The organism is Micromonospora sp. NPDC048170 (assembly GCF_040652795.1).
Classification (GTDB): domain Bacteria; phylum Actinomycetota; class Actinomycetes; order Mycobacteriales; family Micromonosporaceae; genus Micromonospora.
Map to the genome: position 1 here is coordinate 152464 of NZ_JBEZMR010000001.1, position 26175 is coordinate 178638.

Annotated in this window: 29 protein-coding genes and 1 pseudogene; 14 read left to right on the forward strand and 16 right to left on the reverse strand. The window is 73.7% G+C overall.

The window, feature by feature from the left end:
* Positions 1–30 precede the first annotated feature (30 nt).
* The 3 genes from AB0D32_RS00590 to AB0D32_RS00600 all read right to left on the reverse strand — a co-directional run bounded on the left by AB0D32_RS00590 (position 31) and on the right by AB0D32_RS00600 (position 1717).
* Positions 31–468 carry a nitroreductase family deazaflavin-dependent oxidoreductase gene (locus AB0D32_RS00590; protein ID WP_357082563.1) on the reverse strand — a complete coding sequence of 146 codons (438 nt, stop codon included), beginning with the start codon at positions 466–468 and terminating at the stop codon, positions 31–33.
* Positions 469–627: 159 nt separating this feature from the next.
* Positions 628–1077, reverse strand: coding sequence for a pyridoxamine 5'-phosphate oxidase family protein (locus tag AB0D32_RS00595; protein ID WP_357082566.1), 450 nt, complete (start codon positions 1075–1077; stop codon positions 628–630).
* A 46-nt stretch (positions 1078–1123) separates the two neighbouring features.
* A complete protein-coding gene (locus AB0D32_RS00600; RefSeq protein WP_357082569.1) occupies positions 1124–1717 on the reverse strand; it encodes a pentapeptide repeat-containing protein in 594 nt (197 codons plus the stop codon).
* A gap of 78 nt (positions 1718–1795) precedes the next feature.
* On the opposite strand from AB0D32_RS00600, the gene AB0D32_RS00605 reads away from it, so the two are divergent.
* Both AB0D32_RS00605 and AB0D32_RS00610 read left to right on the forward strand, forming a co-directional pair.
* Complete coding sequence (locus tag AB0D32_RS00605) at positions 1796–3028, forward strand: serine hydrolase domain-containing protein (RefSeq protein WP_357082571.1); 1233 nt, start codon at positions 1796–1798, stop codon at positions 3026–3028.
* A gap of 89 nt (positions 3029–3117) precedes the next feature.
* Positions 3118–3759, forward strand: a complete 642-nt coding sequence (locus tag AB0D32_RS00610) for an NAD(P)H-binding protein (RefSeq protein WP_357082574.1) — start codon at positions 3118–3120, stop codon at positions 3757–3759.
* A gap of 22 nt (positions 3760–3781) precedes the next feature.
* On the opposite strand, the gene AB0D32_RS00615 is transcribed toward AB0D32_RS00610, so the two are convergent.
* On the reverse strand, positions 3782–4423 hold the full coding sequence (locus tag AB0D32_RS00615; RefSeq protein ID WP_357082577.1) for a hypothetical protein: 642 nt from the start codon (positions 4421–4423) through the stop codon (positions 3782–3784).
* A 305-nt stretch (positions 4424–4728) separates the two neighbouring features.
* On the opposite strand from AB0D32_RS00615, the gene AB0D32_RS00620 reads away from it, so the two are divergent.
* Complete coding sequence (locus tag AB0D32_RS00620; RefSeq protein ID WP_357082579.1) at positions 4729–5517, forward strand: D-Ala-D-Ala carboxypeptidase family metallohydrolase; 789 nt, start codon at positions 4729–4731, stop codon at positions 5515–5517.
* 92 nt (positions 5518–5609) lie between these two features.
* On the opposite strand, the gene AB0D32_RS00625 is transcribed toward AB0D32_RS00620, so the two are convergent.
* Entirely contained in the window at positions 5610–6335 is a 726-nt protein-coding gene (locus tag AB0D32_RS00625; protein ID WP_357084140.1) for a response regulator transcription factor, read from the reverse strand.
* Positions 6314–7552: a histidine kinase gene (locus tag AB0D32_RS00630; RefSeq protein ID WP_357082582.1), complete on the reverse strand. Its 1239-nt coding sequence runs from the start codon at positions 7550–7552 to the stop codon at positions 6314–6316. The genes AB0D32_RS00625 and AB0D32_RS00630 overlap by 22 nt, the downstream gene beginning before the upstream one ends.
* Before the next feature lie 132 nt (positions 7553–7684).
* Between AB0D32_RS00630 and AB0D32_RS00635 the strand changes: the two genes are divergently transcribed.
* From AB0D32_RS00635 to AB0D32_RS00650, 4 genes are read left to right on the forward strand one after another with little or no spacing between them, the layout of a single operon-like run.
* The gene (locus tag AB0D32_RS00635; protein ID WP_357082585.1) at positions 7685–8581 is read left to right on the forward strand and encodes an ATP-binding cassette domain-containing protein; all 897 of its coding nucleotides are present in this window, start codon (positions 7685–7687) and stop codon (positions 8579–8581) included.
* Positions 8578–9369: an ABC transporter permease gene (locus AB0D32_RS00640; protein ID WP_357082588.1), complete on the forward strand. Its 792-nt coding sequence runs from the start codon at positions 8578–8580 to the stop codon at positions 9367–9369. Before AB0D32_RS00635 ends, AB0D32_RS00640 begins: the two co-directional genes overlap by 4 nt.
* Before the next feature lie 2 nt (positions 9370–9371).
* Entirely contained in the window at positions 9372–10115 is a 744-nt protein-coding gene (locus AB0D32_RS00645) for a hypothetical protein (protein ID WP_357082591.1), read from the forward strand.
* Positions 10116–10154: 39 nt separating this feature from the next.
* Positions 10155–10697 carry a heme-binding protein gene (locus tag AB0D32_RS00650; RefSeq protein ID WP_357082594.1) on the forward strand — a complete coding sequence of 181 codons (543 nt, stop codon included), beginning with the start codon at positions 10155–10157 and terminating at the stop codon, positions 10695–10697.
* 54 nt (positions 10698–10751) lie between these two features.
* Here AB0D32_RS00650 and AB0D32_RS00655 read toward each other — a convergent pair whose 3' ends face one another.
* Genes AB0D32_RS00655 through AB0D32_RS00675 form a run of 5 tightly spaced genes read right to left on the reverse strand, consistent with a single transcriptional unit; the run spans position 10752 to position 14800 of the window.
* Positions 10752–11462, reverse strand: a complete 711-nt coding sequence (locus tag AB0D32_RS00655) for a 4Fe-4S cluster-binding domain-containing protein (protein ID WP_357082597.1) — start codon at positions 11460–11462, stop codon at positions 10752–10754.
* Positions 11455–12477, reverse strand: a complete 1023-nt coding sequence (locus AB0D32_RS00660) for a helix-hairpin-helix domain-containing protein (protein ID WP_357082600.1) — start codon at positions 12475–12477, stop codon at positions 11455–11457. Before AB0D32_RS00660 ends, AB0D32_RS00655 begins: the two co-directional genes overlap by 8 nt.
* On the reverse strand, positions 12461–12673 hold the full coding sequence (locus AB0D32_RS00665; protein ID WP_357082603.1) for a DUF2997 domain-containing protein: 213 nt from the start codon (positions 12671–12673) through the stop codon (positions 12461–12463). Before AB0D32_RS00665 ends, AB0D32_RS00660 begins: the two co-directional genes overlap by 17 nt.
* Entirely contained in the window at positions 12673–13125 is a 453-nt protein-coding gene (locus tag AB0D32_RS00670; RefSeq protein WP_357082606.1) for a hypothetical protein, read from the reverse strand. The genes AB0D32_RS00665 and AB0D32_RS00670 overlap by 1 nt, the downstream gene beginning before the upstream one ends.
* Positions 13126–13156: 31 nt before the next feature.
* Entirely contained in the window at positions 13157–14800 is a 1644-nt protein-coding gene (locus AB0D32_RS00675; RefSeq protein ID WP_357082609.1) for an AAA family ATPase, read from the reverse strand.
* A 225-nt stretch (positions 14801–15025) separates the two neighbouring features.
* Between AB0D32_RS00675 and AB0D32_RS00680 the strand changes: the two genes are divergently transcribed.
* The 7 genes and pseudogenes from AB0D32_RS00680 to AB0D32_RS00710 all read left to right on the forward strand — a co-directional run bounded on the left by AB0D32_RS00680 (position 15026) and on the right by AB0D32_RS00710 (position 20196).
* On the forward strand, positions 15026–15958 hold the full coding sequence (locus AB0D32_RS00680) for an AAA family ATPase (RefSeq protein ID WP_357082612.1): 933 nt from the start codon (positions 15026–15028) through the stop codon (positions 15956–15958).
* Positions 15955–16440 (forward strand): Rho termination factor N-terminal domain-containing protein, encoded by a 486-nt coding sequence (locus AB0D32_RS00685; protein ID WP_357082615.1) that lies wholly within the window; start codon positions 15955–15957, stop codon positions 16438–16440. Before AB0D32_RS00680 ends, AB0D32_RS00685 begins: the two co-directional genes overlap by 4 nt.
* A 50-nt stretch (positions 16441–16490) precedes the next feature.
* Complete coding sequence (locus AB0D32_RS00690) at positions 16491–17030, forward strand: DUF1697 domain-containing protein (RefSeq protein WP_357082618.1); 540 nt, start codon at positions 16491–16493, stop codon at positions 17028–17030.
* A gap of 107 nt (positions 17031–17137) precedes the next feature.
* On the forward strand, positions 17138–17989 hold the full coding sequence (locus AB0D32_RS00695; RefSeq protein WP_357082621.1) for an aldo/keto reductase: 852 nt from the start codon (positions 17138–17140) through the stop codon (positions 17987–17989).
* Positions 17990–18082: 93 nt separating this feature from the next.
* A pseudogene (locus AB0D32_RS00700) lies at positions 18083–18292 on the forward strand (NAD(P)H-dependent oxidoreductase); the annotation flags it as partial.
* Between the two features lie 45 nt (positions 18293–18337).
* Positions 18338–19348 carry an ATP-binding cassette domain-containing protein gene (locus AB0D32_RS00705; protein WP_357082624.1) on the forward strand — a complete coding sequence of 337 codons (1011 nt, stop codon included), beginning with the start codon at positions 18338–18340 and terminating at the stop codon, positions 19346–19348.
* Positions 19345–20196, forward strand: coding sequence for an ABC transporter permease (locus AB0D32_RS00710; RefSeq protein ID WP_357082627.1), 852 nt, complete (start codon positions 19345–19347; stop codon positions 20194–20196). The genes AB0D32_RS00705 and AB0D32_RS00710 overlap by 4 nt, the downstream gene beginning before the upstream one ends.
* Positions 20197–20250: 54 nt before the next feature.
* On the opposite strand, the gene AB0D32_RS00715 is transcribed toward AB0D32_RS00710, so the two are convergent.
* From AB0D32_RS00715 to AB0D32_RS00735, 5 genes are all read right to left on the reverse strand, one after another.
* Positions 20251–21558, reverse strand: a complete 1308-nt coding sequence (locus tag AB0D32_RS00715) for a hypothetical protein (RefSeq protein ID WP_357082630.1) — start codon at positions 21556–21558, stop codon at positions 20251–20253.
* Positions 21555–22079 (reverse strand): SigE family RNA polymerase sigma factor, encoded by a 525-nt coding sequence (locus AB0D32_RS00720; RefSeq protein WP_357082633.1) that lies wholly within the window; start codon positions 22077–22079, stop codon positions 21555–21557. Before AB0D32_RS00720 ends, AB0D32_RS00715 begins: the two co-directional genes overlap by 4 nt.
* Before the next feature lie 83 nt (positions 22080–22162).
* Positions 22163–25435, reverse strand: a complete 3273-nt coding sequence (locus AB0D32_RS00725; RefSeq protein ID WP_357082636.1) for an AAA family ATPase — start codon at positions 25433–25435, stop codon at positions 22163–22165.
* Between the two features lie 80 nt (positions 25436–25515).
* The gene (locus tag AB0D32_RS00730) at positions 25516–25917 is read right to left on the reverse strand and encodes a hypothetical protein (protein ID WP_357082639.1); all 402 of its coding nucleotides are present in this window, start codon (positions 25915–25917) and stop codon (positions 25516–25518) included.
* On the reverse strand, positions 25914–26174 hold the full coding sequence (locus AB0D32_RS00735; RefSeq protein ID WP_357082642.1) for a hypothetical protein: 261 nt from the start codon (positions 26172–26174) through the stop codon (positions 25914–25916). Before AB0D32_RS00735 ends, AB0D32_RS00730 begins: the two co-directional genes overlap by 4 nt.
* Position 26175 lies beyond the last annotated feature (1 nt).

Here is a 26175-nt window from a genome sequence, read left to right on the forward strand (position 1 = left end):
CCGTGAGGTAACGGCGTCCGGCCGCCCAGGTCAGGCGCGTTCGAGCACGACGACGGGGATGTCCCGGTCGGTCCTCGCCTGGTAGTCGTCGTACGCCGGCCAGATGCCGGCCATCGTGGACCACATCCGCGGCTTCTCCTGCGCCGTGGCGGTACGCGCCCGCACGGTGAACCGCTCGGCGCCCACCTGCACCTCGACCAGCGGCTCGTCGAGCAGGTTGAGATACCAGGCCGGGTGCTTCGGGTCGCCGCCCTGCGAGGCGACGACCAGATAGGCGTCGCCGTCGCGGCCGTAGATGAGCGCGGTGCGCCGCAGCTTCCCGCTGCGCCGGCCCCTGGTGGTCAGCAGCAGCGTGAAGACCCCGGGCCGCCACTCGTGCCCCTCGGCGCCGTCGGTCTCGACGTACCGCCGGATGTGGTCTGCCACCCAGTCCTGCGGGCTGTCCAGCACCTGCTCGCTCGACGTCATGAGCCCTCCCGTTCGCCATCGCGCATCCGGTCGGCGACCACGCTACTCCGGGCCGCGGCCGGTCGCCGGGCGAACGACGCCGCCCGGCCGCCCACGGCAGGGAAGCCGGTCACCGCGAACATCGATCCCGACGGCGGTGGCGGGCCTGCGACGGCCGGCTCAGTCCCGTCGTCGGCGACGCAGGCCCCGACCGGGATGCCAGCTCTCGATGATGAGGTGGTCCGGCGGGTCGCCCACCCGGGTCAGTACCACCTCGGTCAGCTCGACCCGGAACCGGTGCGAGCCGTCCTCGGCCGGTGGTTCCTCGTGCGCCCGCCCGGCGATCTTCGCGTCGCCGTCCCAGGATCCCGGGTCGTCCTCCGGCGTGTCCTCGGTCGGGCAGTGCAGCGCCACCCGTGGGTCGCGGCGCAGGTCGAGCGCCTTGACCGCGCCCGCCATGCTGCCCAGCCGCAGGTGCCCGGCGCCGAACTCGAACTCGGTGCCGCTGATCCGGGGCGAGCCGTCGCGGCGCAGCGTCGCCATCGTGCCGTGTCTGCGTACCGCGAAGCGCGCCCTGACGCGCTCGGCGAACTCGGGTTCCTCGCGGACGAGGTCGTCCCACCATGTCATGCCGCTCAGCCTGGCAGGCAATCCGGACAACCCACGTCAGCTTTCCTCAGCGGATCTCGAAGCCGAGCGCCTGCGCGATCACCATGGCCTGCGCGGCGTCGACGATCGCCCCGGCGCGCTCCACCGCCGTCGGGTCGAGCGCGGTCAGATCGCTGCCGCGCAGGTCGGCCCCGGACAGCCGGGAACGGTGCAGCTGCGCGGCGGAGAGGTCGACGCCGGTGACCGTGGCCCCGGTCAGGTTGGCCCCGGTGAGGTCCGCCTCGCGCATCCGGACGTCGGTGATGCGGACGCCGCGCAGGTCGGCGCCGGGCAGCGCGACGAACGACCAGTCGCCGCCGGTAACCGTCATCGGCCGCAGGTCGCACTGGGCGAAGCTGCTGCCCACGAGCTTGCAGCCGGTGAACTCCGCCTCGAAGAGGTTGCACCGCTGGAAGTCGCAGCGGGTGAACGCCGAGTCGGTGTGCCGGGAGGCGTTGAATCTCACGTTGCCGAAGGTGCAGCCGTCGAAGACCGCGCCCCGGCTGACCGCCTCGGTCAGGTCGACGTCGAAGAACTCGCAGCGGACGAAGTGCCGGTCAACCAGCTCCTCGCCGTACCAGTCCTCGTTGCGGAAGGTCGCGTCCTCGGTCAGTTCGGGCATCGGGCCAGGCTATCGGCCAGGCCCGACATCGCGACCCGCCCCTTCCAACGGGGCGTACCGGCTAGTAGTTTCGGCGGCGTGAGTGTGGCACGCAGCATCGACCCGGACCAGATCGGCTTCGACCCGGCGCGCCTGGCGCGCATCGACGAGCACTTCGGCAGGTACGTCGACGACGGCCGTCTCGCCGGCTTCCAGGTGCTGGTCACCCGTCGCGGCGAGATCGCCCACTCGTCGACGTACGGGCTGCGCGACGCCGAGGCGGGCGCACCCGTCGAGGCGGACACGCTCTGGCGCATTTACTCGATGACCAAGCCGGTCACCTCCGTCGCCGCGATGATGCTGTGGGAGGAGGGCCGCTTCGAGCTGACCGACGAGATCAGCCGGTGGCTGCCCGAGTTCGCCGACCTGCGGGTCTACTCCAAGGGCACGGCGCTCAAGCCCTACACGGTGCCGGCGATCGAGCCGATCCGGGTCTGGCACCTGCTCACCCACACCGCCGGCCTGACGTACGGCTTCATGCAGACCTCGGTGGTCGACGGCATCTACCGGGCCGCCGGCTACGACCTGTACCCGCCGGCGGACGTCGACCTGGCGACGGCCTGCCAGGCCTTCGGCGAGCTGCCCCTGCTGTTCCAGCCCGGCACGGCGTGGGGCTACTCGGTCGCCACCGACGTGCTCGGCAGGCTGGTCGAGGTGGTCTCCGGGCAGAGCCTCGACGCCTTCTTCGCCGACCGGATCTTCCGCCCGCTGGGCATGACCGACACGCACTGGTGGGCCGAGGGCGACGTCGCCGAGCGGCTCGCCGCTCTCTACGCGCCCGACCCGCGCACCGGCCGCGCGCTGCGCTACGACCAGTTGGGCGCGCTGGCGTACGAGAAGCCGCTGCTGCTCTCCGGCGGCGGGGGGCTGATCTCCAGCGCCGCCGACTACCACCGGTTCACCCAGATGCTGCTGCGCGGCGGCGAGCTGGGCGGGGCACGCCTGCTGGGGCCGCGCACCGTGCGCTTCATGACCCGCAACCACCTGCCCGGCGGGCAGGACCTGGAGACCCTCTCCGCCGGCGGCTTCTCCGAGACCACCCTCGAGGGGATCGGCTTCGGACTCGGCTTCGCCGTGGTCGACAACCCCGTGCCGAGCCGGGTGCCGAGCAGCGTCGGCGAGTACTACTGGGGTGGGGTGGCGAGCACGGCGTTCTGGGTCGACCCGGCGGAGGAGGTCACGGCCCTGTTCTTCACCCAGCTCATGCCGTCGAGCACCCACCCGATCCGGCCCCAGCTTCGGCAGCTCGTCTACTCCGCCCTGGTCGACTGAGCCCGGGATCGCGGTAACGGCACCGGTCGGCCGGCCCGGTCAATAGCCTGAAGGCGGAACACGTCGGGCAGGACGGGAGGCGGTCGGCCATGAGCAACATCGTCGTGTTCGGCGCGGGTGGCACCGCGGGCTCGCGGATCACCGCCGAGGCGGTCGGCCGGGGGCACCGGGTCACCGCGGCGGTGCGCCGCCCGGAGGCCACCTCGTACCTGCCGCCGGCGGTCACGGTGGTCACCGGGGACGCCACCAGCGAGCGGAGCGTACGGGAGCTGGCGCCCGACACGGACGCCATGGTGGTGGCGGTCGGCGGCGGCGAACACGGTCTCTGGCTCGACGCGGCACGCAACCTGGTCGGCGCGCTGCGGGGGATGCCGGCCGCGCCCCGGATCATCCACGTGGGCGGCGGGTCGACCCTGCTCACGCCGAAGGGCACCCGCTACCTCGACGAGCCGGACTTCCCCGACGAATACCGCGAGGCGGCGCTGGGCCAGGCCGACGCACTCGACTTCTACCGCTCCTCGGCCGACGGGGTGAGCTGGACGTACGTCTCGCCGCCGCCGCTGGAGTTCCACCCGGGCGAGCGCACCGGGCACTACCGGACCGGCGGCGACCAGCCGGTGACCGACCGCGAGGGCCGCTCGGTGCTCAGCTACGAGGACCTGGCGGTGGCGATCGTCGACGAGATCGAGGATCCGCAACACGAGAACCGCCGTTTCACCGCCGCGTACTGAGGGCAGCCGCGGCGCACCGGTCTCACCGGGGTCGTGCGGCGGCGCGGCCAGCGGCGGGCTGGGCGGGCACCCGGGGCCGGACGGAGGGTCGCCAGGCCCGGCCGTTGGCGTAGATCACCCGGAAGCCGAGATACGAGGCGAGCGGCGCCCAGTGCGCGGAGCCCATCCGCAGTTCGGCGGCGTTGTGACGCTGACCGTTGGCCAGCACGTCGAGCAGGACGGTCTCGAAGGCGGCCGACTCGACCCAGTCCACCTCGCGGGTGTACCCGCAGATCAGTGCCGCCCCGGTGGCGTCGAGGAAGTCCCGCAGCACCGCGTCGGAGGCCCGCAGCACCGAACAGCTGCCGAAATAGAGCCGCCGGCCGTCGCAGCGACCCGCCATCAGCTCGGCGACATCGACGAGCGCCACCGATTCCCAGTCGGTGAGGCAGAGCCGGCTCGGCTCGCCGTGCATCGCGAAGAAGCCGACGCGGTGGTCGGCGTACTGCTTGAGCAGCCAGCGGTCGACGAAGTAGAAGAGTTCGTCGCGGGTGGCCGCGTCCTTGTGGATGAAGCGGATCTTCCCGAGCCGTTCGAGCAGTTCGAGGGTGGGCAGGACGGAACCACGCTCGTTGAGGTCCCGGTGCCACTGGCCCTCGATGCAGAAGACGCCGCCACGTGCCATTCCGCCCCCTCCCGGTCCCGCCGGCGCTGACGTTACCGGGTCGGGCCAGTGGGAGAACATCACCCTCGGCGTGCTGAGCTGCGACTTTCCGCGCCGTTCGCGCGTTCCTGTCGTCGGTTGCCGAGCAATGGGCGTTTCGCAATTCGGGGTAATTCCCAGGCAATGCCCAGGAACGGCAAATCGTGAGGACAATTCTCATTAATTGCCCCGAACGGCCTGCGGGCCTGCCAGGGTGGAAATGACGGGACGGCCAGGCCGATGTCCCGGGATGCCACCCCATTCACACTCCTATCGGGAGGACTTCTGTGCGCGTAAACACCCTGAAACGGGCGGCTGTCGCATTCGCCCTGGCGTTGCCGGCAGCCGCTGTCGCCACGGTGGTCGCCGCGCCAGCGGCCCACGCCGACGGCTGCTACACGTGGAAGCGCAACCTCTACCAGGGGCGCTCCGGCGACGACGTCCGTCAGTTGCAGATCCGGGTGGCCGGGTGGGCCGGCAACCGGGACATCGTGGAGAACGACGGTCGCTACGGGCCGAAGACCGCCGCCGCGGTCAAGCGGTTCCAGGCCGCGTACGGGCTGCGCGCCGACGGCGTCGCCGGACCGCAGACGTACGGCAAGCTCTACGAACTCCAGGACAACGACTGCACGCCACGGCACTTCAGCTTCAGTGAGATGGACGACGGCTGCGGTCGCGGAGGCTGGACCGGTGGTCCGCTCTCCGCCGCCCAGACCAGGCAGAACGCGCTGCGCACGATGTGGAAGCTGGAGGCGATGCGGCGCAGCCTCGGCGACAAGCCGATCCTCGTCAGCAGCGGCTTCCGCAGCCGCGCCTGCAACAACCAGGTCGGCGGGGCGTCGGACAGCCAGCACCTCTACGGCAACGCCGCCGACGTGGTGTCGCGTACGAAGTCGCTGTGCCAGGTCGCCCGGGACGCCCGCAACCGGGGCTTCAGCGGGATCTTCGGGCCGGGCTACCCGGACCACGACGACCACGTGCACGTGGACTCGCGGCGGGAGAACAACAGCGACAACGTCCCGAACACCACCACCTGGTCCGCGCCGGACTGCGGGATCGGCGCCGGCAACAACTGAGCCGGTCGGCCGGACAGGTGACGACGCCGGCCCGGGCACGGGGTTCCCACCTCCGCCCGGGCCGCCGTCGTGCCCCGGTCACGGCGTGCCGCTCAGACGAGGCCGGCGTCGTGGACCAGCAGGGCCACCTGCACCCGGTTGTTCAGGTCGAGCTTCACCAGCAGCTTCGACACGTACGCCTTCACCGTCGCCACGCTCATGAACAGCTCGGCGGCGATATCCGCGTTCGTCCGGCCCCGGCCGAGCGCGACCGCCACCTCGCGCTCCCGCTCGCTGAGCCCGGCGAGCTGCCGCAACGCCCGCTCCCGGCGCGGGTCGGAGCCACCCGCCGTGCCCGGACCGGTCACGTGGTCGATCAGCCGGCGGGTCACCGTCGGGGAGAGCGTCGCCTCCCCCGCCGCCACCCGGCGCACCGCCCGCACGATCTCGGCCGGCGGCGTGTCCTTGAGCAGGAAGCCACCCGCCCCGGCCCGCAGCGCCCGAAGCACCTGCTCGTCGGCGTCGAAGGTGGTCAGCACCAGCACCTCCGGCGGGTCGGGCGACGCGCGAAGCGCCTCGGTGGCGGCGAGTCCGTCGAGCCGGGGCATCCGGATGTCCATCAGCACCACGTCCGGCGCGCAGGCGGCCACGGCGGCGGGCACCTCGCTGCCGTCGGCGGCCTCCCCGACCACGTGCAGGTCCGGCACCCCGCCGAGGATCATCGACAGGCCGGCCCGGACCAGCGCGTCGTCGTCGACCACCAGCACCCGCACCGGCCGGTCCGGGGTGGGACCGGGCCACGCCGTCGCCGGCCCGGTCATGCCGGCCACGGCAGCCAGGCGGCCAGCCGGAAGTCGCCCGAGTCGTCCCGCCCGTACTCCAGCTGCCCACCGGCCAGGCTGACCCGTTCGGCGATACCGACCAGGCCCGTGCCGGTGCCGGGTATCTCCGGGCCGGCGACGCCACCGACCGGCCACCGGTTGCGGACCTCCACGGTCAGCCCGTCGCCGGGAGTACCGGCCACGTCGACGGCGACCGAGGCCCCGGCGGCGTGCTTACGGGCGTTGGTCAGCCCCTCCTGCACGATCCGGTAGACGCTGCGCCCCACCGCCGTCGGCAGCCGTTCCGCCGCGACGACGACCTCACGGACGCTGACCCGCACCCCCGCCTCCCGCGACTCCTCGATGAGCGCGGGCAGGTCGGCCAGGGTGGGTTGCGGGCGCTCCGGGTCCTGCTCGCCGGGGGTCTCCGTGCGGAGCACCCCGATCACCTCGCGCAGGTCCTGCAACGCGGCGTGGGCGCTGCCCCGGATCACCCCGGCCGCCCTCGCCACCTCCTCCGGCGGCGCGTCGGGGCGGAACTCCAGCGCGCCGGCGTGCAGGCTGAGCAGCGAGATCCGGTGCGCCAGCACGTCGTGCATCTCCCGGGCGATCCGGGTGCGCTCCAGGTGCCGGGCCTGCGCCACCCGCAGCTGCTGCTCCGCCTCGGCCCGCTCGGCCCGCTCGCGCAGCGACACGACGAGTTGCCGCCGCGCCCGGACGAACATCCCCCACGCCAGCACGGCGGCGATGAACAACACCGTCCAGAGCGTCGCCGCCCAGAACCCCGTGCTCGGATCCGGGCGGAGCCCGTAGTAGGCGAACGACAGCAGCACGTGCACGCCGACCAGCCCGGCAGCGATCGGGAACGGGCGGTGCACCGCCACCGTGAAGATGATGATCAGCATCGCGGTCGAGGCGGCGACGGAGAAGGTCGCCAGGGGGAGGCTGGCCAGCGCCAGGCCCACCGGCCAGCGGCGGCGGACCCAGAGCGCGGCGGCGGCGACCAGCCCGCAGGCGAAGTCGAGCTCCTCCAGCCAGGCCGGGCCGGTGTTCAACGCGAACTGCGGAGCGGACGACGTGGCGTCCTCGAACGCCAGCAGGGCAAAGCCGATCGCGATCAGGAAACAGAGCGTGTCCACCAGCCAGTCGCGGGTGGTGCGCCGGGTCCGCCCGGCCGCCTCGGTGAGGGCCCCCGGCAGCAGCCAGGGGTGGTCGGGCACGGCGGCGCTGGTCACGCCGCCATGCTAGGCAGCCCGCCGGCACGCCGGCCAGCTACCAAAGTCGAGACCCGGCGTCGACTTCGGTAGCCGCCGTGCGAGACCGTCGGCCGCAGCGGGCAGCCGGGTGGCTCCGGCAGCGTGACCGCCATGATCAGCGTGGAACACCTCACCAAACGGTACGGACGGCACACTGCCGTCGACGACGTGTCGTTCCGTTGCGAGCCGGGCACCGTCACCGGCTTCCTGGGGCCGAACGGCGCCGGCAAGTCCACCACCATGCGGATGATCTGCGGGCTCACCCCGACCAGCGGCGGCAGCGCCACAGTCGGCGGCCGGCCGTACCGGGAACTGCCCAACCCGGGCCGGGAGGTGGGCGTACTGCTGGACGCCTCCGCCCAGCACGCCGGGCGCACCGGGCGGGAGGCGCTGGCCGTGGCCGCCGCGACCATGGGCGTGGACCGTCGGCAGGTCGCCGGCAAGCTCGACCTGGTCGGGCTGAACGAGGTCGCGGCGAAGCGGCGGATCCGGGCGTACTCGTTGGGGATGCGGCAGCGGCTCGGCCTGGCACACGCGCTGCTGGGCGACCCACGGATGCTGATCCTCGACGAGCCGGCCAACGGCCTCGACCCGGAGGGGATCTTCTGGATGCGCGGCCTGCTGCGCGACTTCGCCGACCGGGGCGGCACCGTGCTGCTCTCCTCCCACCTGCTGCGCGAGGTGGAGGCGGTCGCGGACCGGCTGGTGGTCATCGGGGGTGGCCGGATCGTGGCCCAGGGAGACAAGGCCGAGTTGCTGGCCGGCGGCGGGACGCTGGTCCGGGCCCGGGACGGCGCGGCGCTGCGCGGCGCGCTGGACCGGGCCGGGCTGGCGGTCACCGAGGGCACCGAGGGGCTGCTGGTCCGCGCCGACGCCGACACGGTCGGGCAGGCCGCCGCAGACTCCGGCGTCGCCCTCACCGAGTTGCGGGCCGCCGGCAGCGGCGGCCTGGAACAGCTCTTCCTCACCCTGACCGCCGGCGCGTCGACCAAGGAGGCCGTCCGATGACCACCACCGCACCCGCACCCGCCGTCGCCCCCCGCCGTGATCCCGAGGGCGTACGCCGACCGTCGCTGCTCCGGCTCACCGGGGTGGAGCTGCGCAAGTTCGTCGACACGCGGGCCGGGCTCTGGCTGCTGATCACCATCGGGCTGGTCGCCGCCGCCCTGGTGGTGGTCCAGTTGGTCTGGGCAGACGACGCCGATCAGACCTTCGCCAACTTCTTCGTCCCGTCGCTGCTGCCGATCGGTCTGCTGCTGCCGGTGCTGGGCATCCTGTCGATCACCAGCGAGTGGTCGCAGCGCACGGCGCTGACCACGTTCGCCCTGGTGCCCCGGCGGGGGCGGGTGATCGTCGCGAAGCTGGCGGCGATGGTGCTGGCCGCCCTGGCGTCGGTGCTGGTGAGCCTCGGCCTGGCCGCCGTCGGCACCCTGGTCGCCCCGGCCACCGGCGGTGCCGGCACCTGGCGCCTGGAGTGGGCCCTGCTGCTGCACGCCGTGGTGCTCCAGGTGGCCAGCGTGCTGATGGGCGCCGGTTTCGGCCTGCTGCTGCTCAACACTCCGCTGGCCATCGTCGGGTACCTGCTGCTGCCGACCCTCTGGTCGATCCTCGGCGGGATGATCCGGCCGCTGCGCGGGCCGGCGGGCTGGCTGGACACGGGCCAGACCATGGAACCGCTGTTCACCCCCAACGTCACCGCCGAGCAGTGGGGGCGCCTCGCGGTGTCGCTGCTGGTCTGGCTCGCCCTACCCCTGTTCGCGGGGCTGGTCCGCACGCTGCGGCGCGAGGTGTCCTGACGGTGGACGGCTACGGCACCCCCACCGTCGTCGACGGCGGCGTGGCGGAGTTGGTGGTGCTCTGGGGCGGCCTCCCGGCGCTCGGTGCGGGTGCCGGGTGGCTGCTCGCCGCGGGCGCGGGGTGGATCGCCGGGCTGCCCTGGGCCCCGGCGCAGGGCCTGTTCGAGCTGGTCGCCGGGCTGCCCGACCCGCAGGCCGGCATCGGCGGGCTGGCGGTCGGCGCGCTGGGCGGGCTGCTGGTCGCCGGTGTCGGCACCGCCGAACGGCTCGCCGTCACCGTCGGCACCGAACGGGTCCGGCTGCGCCGCGACCGCGCCGACCGGCAGGTCGAGCGGCGGCCGGTGCGCGCCGTCTTCGTCGACGGCAAGGATCTGGTGCTGCTCGGCGCAGGCGACGAGGAGCTGGTGCGGGAACGGTCGGACCTGGCCGTCGACCGGCTGCGCGACGCCTTCCGCGCGCACGGCTGGCCGTGGACGGAGGGCGACCCGCACCGGGACGCGTACCGGCGGTGGGTGCCGGACCTGCCCGGGCTGCCGACCGGTGCGGACGCGCTGCTGCGGGCCCGCCAGCGGGCACTCGACAGGGAGAAGGCCGGCGAGGCCCGGGAACTGCGCGACGAGCTGGCCCGCACCGGGGTGGTGATCCGCGACGACGGCAAACGGCAGTACTGGCGGCCGACCCGGGCCGCCCCGCGTCCCCGGCCGCAGGACGCGACTTCCGCTGAGCCGGAGGGCGACGGCCGGTAGCGTTGCTCGTGACGGGGCCCGGGGCACGGGGAGCGCGCGATGACCGAGCAGCAGCCGTACCGGGTGGTGGCCCGGCACCCCGGCTTCGAGCTGCGCCGATACCCGGCACACCTGGTCGCCGAGGTGCGGGCGGAGGGCGCGTTCGAGCGGGCCGCCCTGGACGCCTTCGGGCCGCTGGGCGCGTACGTCGACGGCGCCAACCGCTCCCGGCGGGCGATCGCGCGGGGGACGGGCCCGGAGACGATCAAGCTGACGGCCCCGTTCGTGCAGGAGGAGGGGGACCGGCCGGACCACTGGCTGGCGTGGCTCGTCATGCCGTCGGGCTTCACCCCCGACACGCTGCCCGAGCCGGTGGACCCGCGGGTGCACACCCGGGTGGTTCCGGAGCAGCTCGCCGCCGCGGTGCGCTTCGCGGGCCGTTCGACGGCGGAGGCGTTCGACCGGCGGGCCATCGCGCTGGGCCGCGCGGTCACCGCGGCCGGGCTGCGCCCCGCCGGTGCGGTCCGGTACGCCCGCTTCGACCGGCCCTGGAAACCGTGGTTCCTGCGCCACAACGAGGTCGTGCTGCCGATCGCCGAGTGAGCTTTCCCGGTGGGGCTGGTACGTGTCCGGCGCGGTCAGCCACGCCCTCGGCGGCTAGCGGCGCCCGGCGTCGGCCCGCCGGGTCCGGGGGCGGGTCACCGACGCCAGCAGCTCGTCGAGGACGTCGACCTCGGCCCAGCCGTTGACCGCGATTCCGCCGGCGGCGTCCACGGTCACCTCCACCCGGTCCGGGCTGTGCGACACCTCGTCGAGCAGGCCCGGAAAACGGTTGCCGAGCAGCACGAACTCCTGGTTGGTCGAGCCCACCCAGGGCCGCCGCGTGTCGATCCGGTCGGCCAGGAACGGCCCGGCGACGAGGAGGTCCGTCGCCGCGAGCAGCGCCGCCACGTCGTCCCGGCCGGCGTCGACCGCCCGGTCCAGTTGGGCGGTGGTGTAGCCGGTGAAGGTCATCACCGAACGCCCGGCGGCGCGCACCCCGGCCGCGACGGCCGCCAGCGGGGCGGCGTGGTCGAACGGCTCGCCGCCCAGCAGCGTCAGCCCCTCGGTGCCGGCGTCGAGCACCCGGCGGGTCAGGTCGGCGGGGAGGATCCGTTCACCGCCCCGGAAGCTCCACAGGTGCGGGTTGAAGCAGCCCGGGCAGCGGATGGCGCAGCCCTGCACCCAGACGGCGGTCCGCTCGCCCGGCCCCTCGGCTCGGGTGGCGGCCAGGAACCGGGCCACCGGCACCCCCGCCGCCCCGGCCGGCGGGCGGGGCAGGCCCCCGGGCGGTTCGGACCGGGCCGGTGTCGGTGGACCGTCAGACATCGAGGACCCGGCCGGCTGGCGGCTGCCCGTGCGGCGGCCCCGCGGGCGGAACGCAGTCCAGGATGTCGCGCAGGCGCGCGTACTCGTGGGGGGCCAGGTTGGCGGCGGCGGCGAACTCGGCCAGGCTGCCGAAGGACCCGCGCCGTTCCCGCTCGGCCAGCACCTGCCAGGCGCGCTGCGGGTCGAAGCCGGGCAGTGCCGCGAGTTCGCCCGGCCCGGCCGCGTTGACATCGATCAGCCCTGGGGCCGGCTGCCCGCCGGCCGGTCGGGCCGGCTGAGACGCGGGCGTCGCGACCGGCCCGGACCCGAAGTGGTCGACCGGCTGGTACGGCGCCATCGTCGGGTCGGCTGCCGGCGGAAACGGATATCCCGGCGGGTGGGCCGGCGGCGCGGATGGCTGCGCCGGCGCCACCGACGGATAGGCCGGTGGCGCGGACGGGTGTGCCGGCGACACCGACGGATAGGCCGGGGACGCCGACAGGTACCCGGGCGGATACGCAGCAGGCGGATATCCCGGCGAACCGGGCGGATACGCCACGGACATGCCCGGGTACGGCGGGGACATGCCCGGGTGGGGACCGGTGATCGGGCCGGCGGGGGCCATGCCGGGCAGGGGAGCCAGCGGGTACGCGCTGCCGGGCCACGACGTCGCCGAGTACCTGGCACGACGGTCCGCGAGCCAGCGCAGCCACGCCGGATTGATCAGCGCGGCGTGCATGATGCTGGCGATCCACACGGCGATGAACGCGCCGGCCCCCCAGTCGCCGGCGGTGCTGCCCTTCTCCGACTCGCCGACGACGACGATCGTCGCCCAGCCCACCAGGGTGTAGAGGATGCCGGGGATCCACCACGCCGCGCGCCGGGCCCGCAGGCCCACGTAGATGAAACCGAAGCCGCCGAGGCAGGTGAACCCGAGGACGGGCAGCAGCAGCCACCAGCTGTGCAGCACCTGCCACATCGCGCGCTGCCGGGGGGCGGCCGGGGGCGGCCAGCCGGGGCTAGGCGCGTTCGACATCGCGTTGCTCCTGCCGCACGGGCACGGCGGCGCGGTCGTGGTCGGCGGTGTAGGCGCTGTGCACCGTGCGGGCCGCCAGCAGGTCCTCCAGCACGGCGACGTAGTCGAGACAGCCTTCGCCGAACACGTCCCTGGTCTCGGCGCTCACCACGCCCTCGCTGGTCACGGTGACCACGATCCGCGGCTGCCCGCCCATCACGACCTGCCCTCGACGGCGAACACCAGGCGGACGCTCGCGTCCTCGGTGACCTGTTCGGACTCCAGCCGCAGCCCGGCGGCGGGCGCCTGCTCGCGCAGCCGTTCCAGCACGGCCCGCTGGACCTGCCGCCCGTACGCGGCGTCGATCGCCCGGACCGCCTCGACGGCCCGCTGCTCGTCGACCTCGCCGGTGAAGTGCGCCGACCAGATGCCGTCCTCGCCACGCCGGAAGGTGGCACGCGCGCCGGCCCATTCCGCGGTGATCTCGCCCTGCGCGGCGGTGACCGCCGCGCCGGTGTCGCGGACCGCGGCGACGAGCAGCGTCTCGTCCCGCATCCGGGTCTGCACCTCGCAGACGACGCGGCCTTCCCCGTCCTGCCCGGCGGTGGCGGCGTGTGTCGCGGCGACAGCGGCGACGGCCAGCGGCAGGAGTATCAGTGAGACGCTCATCAACGACCTTCCCTTCGTGTCGACGCACACACTAGAACTCGACCGCCCGTCCGCCCTGCCCTCGTTGCTGCCCGGGGCCGCCGGGGCGGGAACCGCCCGGGTCGCCGGGGCGGCCGCCGAGGTCCCAGTCCTCGGCGGCGGTGGCGGCGACGGCGCGGGCGTCGGCCCAGGAGCGTACGGCATCGATGCGTTCCGCCTGGGTGACGCTGAGCGGCACCATGCTGACCAGGGCCCGGACCAGGTCGTCGCGGCGCAACGGGCGCCGTTCGGCGAACGCGTCGAAGAGCCCGCCGACGACGGATTGCTCGATCTCGGCCCCCGAGTAGCCCTCGCTGAGCGCGGCCAGTTCGCCGAGCAGGGCGTCGTCGGGCGTCAGGGCACCGGCGACGGCCGGGTTGCGCAGCCGCCGGGCGAGGTGGACCCGCCAGATCGACGCCCGCTCGGCGCGGGTCGGCAGGTCGACGAAGAAGATCTCGTCGAAGCGTCCCTTGCGGAGCAGTTCCGGGGGCAGCCGCTCGAAGTCGTTGGCGGTCGCGATGACGAAGACGGGCCGGGCCTTCTCCTGCATCCAGGTCAGGAAGGAGCCGAAGACCCGGGCGGAGGTGCCGGAGTCGCCGACCCCGCCGACGAAGCCCTTCTCGATCTCGTCGACCCACAGCACGCAGGGTGCGGTCGCCTCGGCGGTCCGGATGGCGGTGCGCATGTTCTGTTCGCTGGACCCGACGAGCCCGGCGAAGACCCGGCCGACGTCCAGCCGCAGCAGGGGCAGTCCCCACGCCGAGGCGATCGCCTTCGCGGTCAGCGACTTGCCGCAGCCGGGCACGCCGGTGATCAGGACGCCCCGGGGCGCGGGCAGCCCGTACGCCGCCGCCTCGGCCAGCCAGGAACCGTCCCGCTTCGCCAGCCACCGCTTGAGGTTCTCCAGCCCACCGACGTCGGCGAGGTCGACCGTGGCGTCGACGAACTCCAGCAGCCCCGACTTGCGTACGGTCTGCCGCTTCTCCTCGTGCACGACGGCGAGGTCACTGCCGTCGAGCACCCCGTCGTTGACCATGGCGCGGGCGAACGCGTTCTCCGCCTCGTGCAGGGTGAGCCCGAGGGCCGCCTTGGCGAACCGTTCCCGGCCGAGGTCGTCCAGCGCGATCCGGATCCGGCCGCTGGTGGAGTTGGCGGCGATCATGCCGTCCAGCACCCGCCGGATCTCCGTCTCGGTGGGCAGTGGGAAGTCGACGATCGTCACGTCCTTCTCGAGCTCCACCGGGATGTGCAGCACCGGCGAGATCAGGACGAGGGTGCGCGGCACCGGGCCGGACTTGAAGGCCGCCACCACGTCCCGCAGCCGGCGGACGACCCCGGGGGTGCCGGGCCGGTCGCCGCCACCGTGCGCCGGGTGCAGGTCCTTGAAGATCAGCACGCTGGGATGGTCGACGCGCAGCGCCGCGGCCAGCGCGTCGCCGGGGTCGGTGGTGCCCTTACGGGCGGTGCCGTCGGGCTCCACGAGCCCCGTCGTCAGCGACCAGGTCCACACCGCCCGGGGCGTGCGGACGACGGTGGCGTCCCGGGCGACGGCGCAGACCTCGGCGACCACCCGCTGTTCCTCGGACGACTCGATGTAGAGAACCGGGAAGCGCGCCTTGAGCATCTGCGAGAGCGCGTCGCGGAACGGCACCAGCATCGATCCCTCCCCACGCCGGTCCAGGAGCAGCGCAGACTCTAACAGTCTCGCCCCCACCCGAGGGCGCCTCGACGCATGCCGGGAGCCGGCGCCGGACAGGAGGTCGACGGCACGGGTTCCGGCGGCTCGACCCGCCGATCTCGTGATCGGCTCGCCGCCGACCCGGCAGCGGATTCGGCGCAAGATCCATCGCCCGCTACCGTTCCCCGTCTGGGGAGGTGCCACGTGTACGTCGTGTCCGTGATCAATTACAAGGGTGGGGTCGGTAAGACCACCGTGACCGCCAATCTCGGTGCCGAGTTGGCCAACCGCGGGATGAAGGTGCTGCTGATCGACCTCGATCCGCAGGCCAGCCTGACGTTCGGCTTCTACGACCCCGACGACTGGCGGGACCGGCTGCGCGACGGCCGGACCGTCAAGCGCTGGTACGACGGCCTGCGCGGGGACACCCCCGCGACGACCCTGGGCGAGCTGGTCGTCTCCCCCGGCCCGGCCAACGCGCGACTCACCGGCACGGGCCGTCTCGACCTGATCGCGTCCCACCTCCAGCTCGTCGACATCGACCTGGCGCTGGCCCGGGCCGTGGCCGACGGTGACGGGTACGACGCCGAGCTGTTCCGGGTGCGCGGCTCCCTCGCCGAGGGGCTGCACGACGACGCGCTCGGCGGCTACGACATGGTGCTCATCGACTGCCCGCCGAACTTCAACGTGGTCACCCAGTCGGCCATCATCGCCAGCGACCACCTGCTCATCCCGGCGAAGGCGGACTACCTGTCCACGTTGGGTATCGACTACCTGCACGGCAACGTCCGGGAGCTGGTCGACCAGTACAACGCCGACGCCCGCCGGTTCGCCACCACCCGCCGGCACCACAAGGTGGCCCCCGACGTGGCCGGCGTGGTGTTCACGATGATCCACCTCATGGCGCAGCGGCCGATCGCCGCCCACCAGGGCTACATGGACCAGGTCCGGGCGCTCGGCCTGCCGGTCTTCCCCACCGCACTGCGGGAGAACGTCACCGCGTTCGCCACGAACGCCCCGCGCGGCGTGCCGGTGGTGCTCCGCGACCGGATCGCCACCCCGGCCGTCCGCGACGAGTTGCGGCAGCTCGCCACCGAGTTCCTCGACCACCTCCAGCCCGAGCGGGTCGGGGCGTGACCGGCCCCGCCCGCGACGTCGCCGACCTGGTGGCCGCGCTGCTGCGAGGGCTGCCCGCCGCCGACCTCGCCGCCCTGACCGAGGGACGGGCCCGGCTCGCGGTGGTACCGGTCCACGCGGCTGCGGCCGACCCGCCGTCCGACCGGGTCGCCCTCCGCACGGGCCCGACCGCCGCACCCGCCGCCCGCGCCACCTCCCCCGCCCGACAGGGCACTCCGCAGGCACGCCGGGCCGCCCCACCCGCCCGTCGGGCGGCGCCCGGGCCGGATCCGGCCCGCGCCCGGGCCGACCTGGCGGCCATGTCCCGCCGCGACGACGGTACGGCGTACCTCGCCGGCTGGGCGGCCCGCGACCTGCGGGCGCTCGCCGCGAGCCTGGAGCTGCGCGGCGTCAGCGGGCTACGCAAGGCGGACCTGGTGGACCGGATCGTGGACCGCACGATCGGTTTCCGGCTCGACTCCACCGCCATCCGCCAACTCTGAACCAACCGGCGCCGCACGCATAGGCTGGCCCGTACGACGGAGGAGGTCACGTGGACAGGTGGGTCGCGCTACTGCGCGGGGTCAACGTCGGCGGCGCGAAGGTGGCCATGGCCGACCTGCGCCGGATCGTCACCGGCCTCGGCCACGACGACGTGAAGACGTACCTGCAGAGCGGCAACGTGGTCTTCGGCAGCACCGTGCGCGACGCCGACGCGCTGGCGCGGGGCATCGAGCGGGCCCTCGCCGACGAGTTGGGGCTGACCGTGCCGGTGCTGGTGCGCGGCGGCCGGGAGTTGGCGGCGGTGGCCGGCGGCAACCCGTACGCCGACCGGGAGAACGACCCGACGCGGCTGCTGGTGGTGTTCCTCGCGACCGCGCCCGCCCCCTCCGCCGTGGCCGCCCTGACCGTGCCCGACGGCGAGAAGCTCGCGTTCACGGTCACCGGGCGCGAGGCCTACCTGCACTATCCCGACGGCGGCTACGGCCGGTCGAAGTTCACCAACAACCACCTGGAGAAGAAGCTCGGCGTGGTGGCGACCACCCGCAACTGGCGCTCGGTGCGCGCCCTCGCCGACATGTCGGCACCCTGACCGACGCGGCATGACCGGTTGTAAGACCCCTGATCAGGGGTACGCCACAGGTCGGCCCGCCGGAGGTGGAAGCGCTTCCGACACCGTACGCCCGTGAAGGAGCCCCGATGGCGCACGCCATTCCCGACATCGCACTGAACGACAGCAACGCCATCCCGCAGCTCGGCTTCGGGGTGTTCCAGATCGACCCGAAGGACACCGTCGCGGCGGTGCGCAAGGCCCTGGAGGTCGGCTACCGGCACGTCGACACCGCCGAGATGTACGGCAACGAGGCCGAGGTGGGCCAGGCCGTCCGCGAGTCCGGGCTGGGCCGCGACGAGGTCTTCGTGACCAGCAAGCTGAACAACGGCTTCCACCGGCCCGACGACGCCCGCGAGGCGTTCGAGTCGACGCTCGCCGCGCTGAAGATGGACCACGTCGACCTGTTCCTGATCCACTGGCCGCTGCCCACCCGCTACGACGGGGACTTCGTCTCGACCTGGAAGGTGCTGGAGGGGTTCCAGCGCGACGGCCGGGCCCGTTCCATCGGGGTGTCGAACTTCCAGGTGCCGCACCTGGAGCGGCTGGCCGCCGAGGCGGAGGTGCCGCCGGCGGTCAACCAGGTCGAGGTCCACCCCTACTTCGGCAACGAGGAGGTGCGCGCGTACGGGGCGGCGCACGGCATCCCCACCGAGGCGTGGTCGCCGATCGCGCAGGGCAAGGTGCTCACCGACCCGACGGTCGTCGACATCGCCGAGCAGGTCGGCCGCACCCCGGCCCAGGTGGTGCTGCGCTGGCACGTCCAGCGCGGCGACATCGTCTTCCCGAAGTCGACCACCCCGCAGCGGATCGAGGAGAACTTCCGGATCTTCGACTTCGAGCTGGACGACGCGGCGATGGAGCGGATCACCGGGCTGGACAGGGGTGCAGCCGGTCGGCAGGGCCCGAACCCGGACACCTTCGACTACCTTCCCGCCTGAGGCTCGGCCAGCGGGGCTGCTCAGCGCCCCGATCCGCACGTCCGTCACGAAACCTCCCGGCGTCCCGCCCCGCTAGTTCTGATCTGGCGGGCGCTGGCCGCCTCCTCGCGCCAGACGGGTGGGACCGGAGCCGGGAGGGAGAATCATGCTGACCACGTCCTTCCCGCCAGCTGTCCGTCCGAGCCGACGCCGGCCGTCCGGTCGTTCGTCGCGCGGGTCGGCCTGGCGGAGGCGTTCGCCGTGGTCACCCCCGAGTACAACCACAGCTTCCCGGCCTCGTTGAAACAGGCGCGGACGGCCGCGCCGCGCGCCCGTACGTCTCCTGGACACATGCGAAAGGTAGGGACAATGAAACGCAGTACCGGCCTGGCAATCGAGGCCGAGGGCCTGACCCGGTCGTTCGGAGACACCCGGGCGCTCGCCGGCATGGATCTCCAGGTCCCCGCCGGCACCGTCTACGGGCTGCTCGGCCCGAACGGCGCCGGCAAGACCACGGCGGTACGGGTGCTGGCGACGCTGCTGCGCCCCGACGGCGGGCGGGCGCGGGTCTTCGGGCACGACGTCGTCGCCGAGGCCGACGCCGTACGCGCCCGGATGAGCCTGACCGGCCAGTACGCCTCCGTGGACGAGGACCTGACCGGGCGGGAGAACCTGGTGCTCCTCGCCCGCCTGCTCGGGCACGGCAAGCCGGCCGCCCGGGAGCGGGCGGAGAGCATGCTCGCCGCGTTCGGCCTCACCGAGGCGGGTGACCGGCAGGTCAAGAAGTACTCGGGCGGCATGCGACGGCGCATCGACATCGCGGCGAGCGTCCTCAACACCCCCGACCTGCTGTTCCTCGACGAGCCGACGACGGGGCTGGACCCGCGCAGCCGCAACCAGGTGTGGGAGATCGTCCGGGCTGTCGTGGCACACGGCACGACCGTGCTGCTGACCACGCAGTACCTCGACGAGGCCGACCAGCTCGCCGGCCGCATCGCGGTGGTGGACCACGGCCGGGTGATCGCGGAGGGCACCCCGGGCGAGCTGAAGTCGTCGGTCGGCGCCGGCACCGTCCACCTGCGGCTGCGCGACGCGGGGCAGCGGCCCGAGGCCGAGCAGTTGCTCCGGGCGGCGCTGGGCGTGGCGGTGCAGCTCGAAGCCGATCCGGTCGCGCTGACCGCCCGGGTCGGCGGGGACGGCAACGACCTCGACGCCAGCGAGCAGGCCGCCCAGGCGCTCGGCGACCTGGCCCGCGCGGGCATCGTCGTCGACGACTTCTCCCTCGGCCAGCCGAGTCTCGACGAGGTCTTCCTGGCCCTGACCGACCACCCCGCCGTCGCGGCCGACGAGCGGGACGACCAGCTGGAGGCAGCCCGATGACCAACGCCACCACGACCGGACGGGCCCCGTCCGTCTACGTACCGTCGGCGGAGGCGCTGTCCACCGTCCTCGCGCCCGGCGCGCGACCGCCCAGGCCGAACGCGCTGACGGCGTCGCTCACGTTCGGCTGGCGCGCGCTGCTGAAGATCAAGCACGTGCCGGAGCAACTGTTCGACGTGACGGCGTTCCCGATCATCATGGTGCTGATGTTCACGTACCTGTTCGGCGGCGCCCTCGCCGACAGCCCGCGCGACTACCTCCAGTTCTTCCTGCCCGGCATCATGGTGACCAGCGTCGTGATGATCACCATGTACACCGGGGTCGGGCTGAACACCGACATCGAGAAGGGGGTCTTCGACCGGTTCCGGACCCTGTCGGTCTGGCGGCCGGCCCCGCTGGTCGGCATGATCTTCGGCGACGTGCTGCGCTACGTCCTGGCCGCCGTGGTCATCCTCGGCGTCGGGCTGGCGCTGGGGTTCCGGCCCGCCGGCGGCCTGCCTGGCGTACTGGCCGGGATCGGCCTGCTGGTGATCTTCTCGTTCGCGTTCTCCTGGGTCTGGACGTTCTTCGGCCTCGTGTTGCGCAGCGAGAAGTCCGTGATGGGCGTGAGCATGATGGTGCTCTTCCCGCTGACGTTCCTGAGCAACGTGTTCGTCGACCCCTCGACCATGCCCGGCTGGCTCCAGGCGTTCGTCAACGTCAACCCGATCTCGCAGTTGGTGGCCTCGGTACGCGCGGTGATGTCGGGCGGGTCGGACGCGTCGGCCATGATGTGGACGCTGCTGTGGAGCGCCGGTTTCGTGGTGGTCTTCGGCACCCTGACGATGTACCGCTACAACCGCCGCTGACCGGTGTGGACGCCGGGCACCACCACCGGCGTGGTGGTGGTGCCCGGCGGGGGGTCAGGAACTGACGGGAACGGTGGCGATCGTGCCGTCGACGGCGGTCAGCCGTACCTCGGTGGCGGCGGCCGGAAGCAGTGCCGCGTCCCGCCCGGCGTCGTGCCATCGTCCGGCGCCGACCCGGTAGCTCAGCGTCGCACCCTCGGCGGTGACAAGGACGCCCTGCCCGTCCGGCAGCCTCAGCCGCACCGGCAGCGGTGCCGTCCAGTCGACGAACCCGCTGGCAGCCGCCTGGAAGGGCGCGTCTCCGCGAGCGAGCAGTGCGACCACACGGGCAGGGTCGTCGTCGTACTGGATCGTCTCGAGCAGCAGCCGTCGGCCGTCGGAGGTAGCCCCGTAGACGGTCAACAAGGGAGAGTCCCCGGCCCTGTGGGTGCCGCCGGCATCGACGTAGCCGGCGAGCGCGTCCGTCTCGTGGACGGACTTGTCAGCCTGCCCGGCCGGGTCGGCGCCCCACGCCCGCTCCGCGCCGGGCAATGTGTAGGTGAGCTGCCGCGGTGGCGTGCTGTCCTTCCCTTCGGGGAAGAGGATGTCCGTCGCGTTGGTGATGTGGATGACGTTCTTCATGCTGACCGGCGTCTCGGAAAGGGCCACGGTCAACCTGTCGCGCTGCGCCGGCACGGGCAGGACGGCCGCACCGTCCCGGAACGTCACCCGCTGGAAGGTGCGCTCGATCCGGCCGTCGGCCGCGTACTCCAGCGTCGGCGAGAACTCCACCGGATGCCCAGCGTCGAGCACGACCAGCACGTCGCGCCCCGGCCCGAGCAGCGCGGCCTGTGAGTTGCGGTGCCTGCCGGAGTCGACGAGTGTCTCGGTCGTCATGACCCGCGGTCCGGCGGCGGTGGGCTCGACGAACGCGACCAGGCCGATCTGGCGGGCACCATCCGGCCGGGACACCACCGGGTTGCTGGCGGTCCGCTGCGCGACGTAGGCGGCGGGCCCGGCCGGCGTGTCGCCCGCCCAGACCACGTGCGGATCGCCCCGGAAGTCGAGCGCGAGTTGCCTCACCCGGTGCCGCCACGCCTCGCGGACCTGCCGCAGATACGCTCTGTCGCCGGACAGGTCGCCGCGGGTGGGCCCGTCGAACAACGGCGAGGCTACCTCGACCGCAGCCCCGTCCGACAGGTGCAGTGCGCTGCCGACGGGCACCGCCACCACGACGGCGCACACGGCGGCCAGGACGGCTCGGCGGCGCAGCAACCGGCGACGCCCACCCCGTCGCACGTCGTCGAGCAGGGTCGGCCGGCCGGTGAGGTCGTCGGTGACCCGACGCAGGAGGGTCCGTACGTCGCTCTCTTCGATGGTCATCGTGAACTCCTGGTGTTGGTCGGCAGGGTGACGACGAGACTCGATCCGGCCAGCGACTCCCGGAGGCGGGCCAGCCCACGGGAGGCGTGACTCTTCACCGCGCCCTCGGAGCAGCACAACGCGGCGGCGACGTCGGCGACCGACAGGTCCTCCAGGTAACGGAGCACGACGGCGGCACGTTGCCGGGGCGGCAGGACACGTAGCGCCGCGACGACCGCCTGGCGCAGCGCGATGTCGTCGGCATGGTCCCGGGCGACCCCGTCGTTGTCACCCAGGGCCCGCTCCGGCCGCCGGGCGCGCCGCCGCCACCGGTTGATCGACCGGTTGACCAGAGCGCGCCGGGCGTACGCCTCCGGGGAGGTCCGGACGCGGCGCCACCGCACGAACACCTGCTCCAGCACCTCCTGGAGCAGGTCCTCGGCCGCGTGCCGGTCACCCGTCAGCAGGTAGGCGACCCGCAACAGCGCCACCGACCGGGTGCGGACGAAGTCGTCGAACTCCGCGCCACGCGAATCTCGCATCTGGCCTCCTGGTCTCATCAGTCAGCAAGACACCGCGGGAGGCTGCGAGGTTTACCGACGACGCGTCGCCCGTCGGCCCCGGGTCAGAGGCGCCAGGGCAGCGGATCAGGTGGGAGGTAGCGGCAGGTGCTGCCGGTGGAGACGGTGTCGCGCAGGTGGGCGGCGAGCGCCGGGTGGCGCTGGTCGAGCTTGCGCAGCACGTCGCGGATGCGGGCCGTCACCGTCTTGCGGGCCCGCTCGGCCTCGTCGCCGAGGCGGCGGCTGCGGCCGGCCAGCCCGGCGGCGGCGCGCAGCTCGGCGAGCAGGGCGTCGCGCTCGGCGTCGAGGTCGGCCATCCGCCGCTCGGCGCCGCGCTCGGCGGCCCGGTCGATCTCGTCGTCGAGCCGCTCCAGGTGCCGCCGGTAGCGGGCCTTCGCCTCGTCGTCGAGAACCGGATCGCCGCCCATCCGGCGGGCGGCGACGAGTTCCGGCCCGGCCGCCGGGTCGAGCAACTCGACCGCCGGAACGTCGACGCCCGGCCGGCTCAGCAGAATATGCAGGTCGCGTAGGCCCTTCGCGTCGGGCAGGTGCGCCACCACGCCGGCGTGGGCGAGCTGCCAGACTGGCCCGTCGCGGCGGAACTCGTACGGCTGCGCCGGATCAGGCCCGGTGGTTGGGGTGACGGCCACGGGGTCGTCGGCGGGCGGCGCGTCGCCCGACGAGGGTGGCGCCCCCGGTGGTCGACCAGGCACCTGGCGCATGCCGAGGGCGGCGGCGTCACGCGCGGCGGCGACGCGCAGCGCGGCGGCGGCCGTCGCGTCGCCGGGGCCGTCGCGCCCGGTCAGCGCGTCGGCCAGGGCGGCGCGGGCCAGGACCGACCACGGGCGGGCGCCCAGCCGGTCGGCGGAGTCGCGGGCGGCGGAGAACCCGGCCACCGCGTCGTCCCAGCGTTCCTGCGCGGCGTCGACGAGGGCCAGCCAGTGGTCGACGGGGCCGCTGAGGTCGCAGCCGAACAGCGCGGACAGCCACTGCCCGCGGTGCGGTCGCAGCGCCTCGCGGGCCTCGGCGCAGCGCCGGGGGTCGCGGCTCGCGGCGGCGACCTCGGCGCGCAACCGCAGCCACAGCGGCGACACCCATCCCCCGTACGTCGTGCCGGCGGCCTCGATGTCGGTGGTCAGCCGTAGGGCCGCCTCGACGTCGCCGCGTTCGACGGCGGTGATGCCCCGGACCAGCTCGGGGTGGGGGTATCCCCTCGTGGCCAGCCCGTCGAGCAGGGCGTCGGCCTCGTCGAACCGGCCCTGCAACTCCAACTGCGACCAGCGCGTGTGGTGGGCCATGAAGGCGGAGTCGGAGTGAATCCATTCGCTGAGGCCGGTCAGCTCGCCGAACAGCTCGTCGGCCCGGGCGAATTCGCCACAGAACGCCGCGACGATGGCGTCGTCCATGGTGGCGGCGGAGCGGTGCCGGGCGTCGGCCTGGCGGGCCGCGGTGACGAAGGTGGTGAGCTCGTCGCGGTAGCGGGGGTCGCCCAGTTCCAGCAGCGCGACCCAGCGCAGCCCGGTCGCCCACAGCACGGTCTCCCGGTCGCCGCCGCGACGCGCCACGTCCCGGATCTCGGCCGTGATCGCGGCCCGGTCGCGGGCCGAGCCGAGCCCCCAGGTGGTGTCGTGGCGGGCCCACAGGCTGAAGGTGAGCGCCTCGTCGTCGTGACCGCGCCGGGCGAGGGACTCGGTGGCGGCGATCAGGTCGGTGACGAGCGTGCTGACCGGGAGGGCACCCGCGGACTCGCCGATCAGCCGCCGGTACGCCTCGCGCAGCACGCCCTCCGGATCGGTGGCCCGCCCGGTGCCCTTCTCGTGGCGGCGGTGGACGACGAGGGCGACATGGGCCAGCACCACCGGATCGTCGACTGCCACGGCCAGGGTGGCGGCCTCGGCGAGCAGCCGTCGGGCCTCGGCGCCCCCGCCCGTGTGGTGCAGCAGCTGGCCCAACTCGATCATGATCTTCACGCGTTGGGCCGGGTCGGCGGCCACCTCCAGCGCCCGACGGAAGTGGACGACCGACTCGTCCACGGCCAGCCGGCCGCCCGCGTCCCGCGCCGCGGCGACCAGCAGGTCGGCGGCCCGGGACGGGTCGAGGTGGGCGCCGGCGAGATGGGCGTGCCGGGCCAGGTCGGCGGGGATCAGCCGCTCGGCGAGCGCCGGTGCACGGTCGACGGCCCGGACGACCGCAGCGTGCCGATCGCGCCGGTCGTCGTCGGGCAACGCGTCGTAGAGGGTCTCCCGGACGAGATCGTGGACGAAGGCGAACCGGCCGCCGCCGCGGGACACCACGAGCCGGGCGGTCACCGCCCGGTCGAGGAGTCGGTCCGCCTGCGCCGCCGGCGTGCCCGCGCAGGCGGCGAGGACCTGACGGTGGAACTCCCGGCCCAGCACGGCGGCGGCGGTGAGCGCCTCGACGACCGTCGCCGGCAACTGGGCGAGGCGGCGGCGCACCGCCTCCCGTACGCCGGGAGGAATCGGGCCGACCCGGCCGTCGGCGCGCCAGATCCTGGCGGTCTGCTCCACGAAGAACGGGTTGCCACCGGTGCGTCGGTGCACCTCGTCGAGGAGCCCGTCGTCGGGTGCCCGGCCGGCCGTGCGGGTCATCAGCGCGGCCACCTCGTCGCGGGACAGCCCGGTGAGGGTGAGCGTGGTCGCCTTCGCCACCAGCGGCATCAGCAGCTGGCGCAACGGGTGGTCGGGGGACTCCACCTCGGCGTCGCGGTAGGTGCCGATCAGCAGCAGCCGCTCGAACCAGGTGTGCTGCGCGGCGAAACGCAGCAGCCGCATCGAGGCGGGATCGGCCCAGTGCAGGTCGTCGAGCACGACCACGACCGGCCGGCGCTGGGACACCGCGACCAGCGCGGTGGTCACCGCGTCATGGAGCGCGAACTCCTTCTGGTCGGCGCGGTCGTCATCGGTCGGACGGCTGGGCTCCTCGTCGGCGGCGCCGTCGACCGCCCCGGCATCGCTGTCCGCCGGCTCGCCGGCGGTGCCACCGGTCGCCTCGCCCAGCAGGGCCGCGAGGGCGGGCTCGGCGGCCTCCCGGGCCAGTGCCCAGTCGTCGGCCGAGCGGCGCAGGCCACGCAGCACCTGGACCCAGGGCCAGTAGCCGGGCGCGCTGTCGGAATCCCAGCAGGCGGCGCCGAGCACCAGCGCGCCCCGCCGACGGGCTTCGCCGGCCGCCGCCGTGACCAGCGTCGTCTTGCCGATGCCGGGCTCCCCGGCGACGAGGACCAGGTTGCCGTGGCTGGCGGTCACCCGGTCGACCTCGGCGCGCAGCAGACCCGCGGGATGCTCCCGCCCGATGACGGCCTCGTCGTACCGCGGATCCATGACGCCCAGACGGTAGCGGAACGGTGGGACATCGCGAGCCCTCTACGTCGCGGCACCCCGCGCCAGCGGGCGTACGCGGGTCAACGGGCGTCGGTGACCACGTGGGAGCAGGCGGCACAGGCGGCGCGTCCCTGCTCGGCGTACCACCGGCAGGTCCGCCGGATCGCACAGCGCGGCAGGTCGTTCTCCGCCGGACCGGCGACCTCCTGGTAGGAGGCTGCCACCCGTTCGCCGAGGCCACAGTGCTCGCCGGTCCAGAAGCCGCACCTGGCGGTGACGCACGGGCCGGCGAGCCGGTAGCGGGACTCGACCGGGGTGTCCGTGCCGGCCTGGGCGAGGGCGACCTCGGCGGGCAGCGGCGGAGTGACGTAGGCGACCCGCCCCGCCGGAGTGATCATGCCGAGGAACACCGTGGCGTTGGCCGCGGGGGTGCTCGGGCACATCCGCTCCGGCGGGTCCGGCCGATGGGCGGCGTCCGTCACCGCTGCATCCAGAAGCCGATGTCGTTGATCTTCTGGCCGAGTTCCTCGGCGAACGGGCCGTCGATGACCCACAGGCCGTACCACTCGGGGCGGAGCTTGAGGTTGGCGTGCCCGACCGCGAGCGGGTTGGTCAGCCTCTTGCCGGCGGTGGAGAGCGCGTTGAGGCCCGCCTTCTGGATCTCGCTCGCGATGAGGCTCTGTTGTTCGGTGGTCAGGTCGACGCCGTCGACCACGAACCGGAATTCGCTGCGTGCCATT

Coding starts and splice junctions, on each gene's coding strand:
- AB0D32_RS00735 (WP_357082642.1), bottom strand. CDS start 26,174: ATGGCACGCAGCGAATTCCGGTTCGTGGTCGACGGCGTCGACCTGACC.
- AB0D32_RS00720 (WP_357082633.1), bottom strand. CDS start 22,079: ATGCGAGATTCGCGTGGCGCGGAGTTCGACGACTTCGTCCGCACCCGG.
- AB0D32_RS00670 (WP_357082606.1), bottom strand. CDS start 13,125: ATGAGCGTCTCACTGATACTCCTGCCGCTGGCCGTCGCCGCTGTCGCC.
- AB0D32_RS00600 (WP_357082569.1), bottom strand. CDS start 1,717: ATGCCCGAACTGACCGAGGACGCGACCTTCCGCAACGAGGACTGGTAC.
- AB0D32_RS00705 (WP_357082624.1), top strand. CDS start 18,338: ATGAAACGCAGTACCGGCCTGGCAATCGAGGCCGAGGGCCTGACCCGG.
- AB0D32_RS00695 (WP_357082621.1), top strand. CDS start 17,138: ATGGCGCACGCCATTCCCGACATCGCACTGAACGACAGCAACGCCATC.
- AB0D32_RS00655 (WP_357082597.1), bottom strand. CDS start 11,462: ATGTCTGACGGTCCACCGACACCGGCCCGGTCCGAACCGCCCGGGGGC.
- AB0D32_RS00715 (WP_357082630.1), bottom strand. CDS start 21,558: ATGACCATCGAAGAGAGCGACGTACGGACCCTCCTGCGTCGGGTCACC.
- AB0D32_RS00635 (WP_357082585.1), top strand. CDS start 7,685: ATGATCAGCGTGGAACACCTCACCAAACGGTACGGACGGCACACTGCC.
- AB0D32_RS00665 (WP_357082603.1), bottom strand. CDS start 12,673: ATGGGCGGGCAGCCGCGGATCGTGGTCACCGTGACCAGCGAGGGCGTG.
- AB0D32_RS00640 (WP_357082588.1), top strand. CDS start 8,578: ATGACCACCACCGCACCCGCACCCGCCGTCGCCCCCCGCCGTGATCCC.
- AB0D32_RS00660 (WP_357082600.1), bottom strand. CDS start 12,477: ATGTCGAACGCGCCTAGCCCCGGCTGGCCGCCCCCGGCCGCCCCCCGG.
- AB0D32_RS00595 (WP_357082566.1), bottom strand. CDS start 1,077: ATGACATGGTGGGACGACCTCGTCCGCGAGGAACCCGAGTTCGCCGAG.
- AB0D32_RS00650 (WP_357082594.1), top strand. CDS start 10,155: ATGACCGAGCAGCAGCCGTACCGGGTGGTGGCCCGGCACCCCGGCTTC.
- AB0D32_RS00710 (WP_357082627.1), top strand. CDS start 19,345: ATGACCAACGCCACCACGACCGGACGGGCCCCGTCCGTCTACGTACCG.
- AB0D32_RS00610 (WP_357082574.1), top strand. CDS start 3,118: ATGAGCAACATCGTCGTGTTCGGCGCGGGTGGCACCGCGGGCTCGCGG.
- AB0D32_RS00675 (WP_357082609.1), bottom strand. CDS start 14,800: ATGCTGGTGCCGTTCCGCGACGCGCTCTCGCAGATGCTCAAGGCGCGC.
- AB0D32_RS00590 (WP_357082563.1), bottom strand. CDS start 468: ATGACGTCGAGCGAGCAGGTGCTGGACAGCCCGCAGGACTGGGTGGCA.
- AB0D32_RS00615 (WP_357082577.1), bottom strand. CDS start 4,423: ATGGCACGTGGCGGCGTCTTCTGCATCGAGGGCCAGTGGCACCGGGAC.
- AB0D32_RS00725 (WP_357082636.1), bottom strand. CDS start 25,435: ATGGATCCGCGGTACGACGAGGCCGTCATCGGGCGGGAGCATCCCGCG.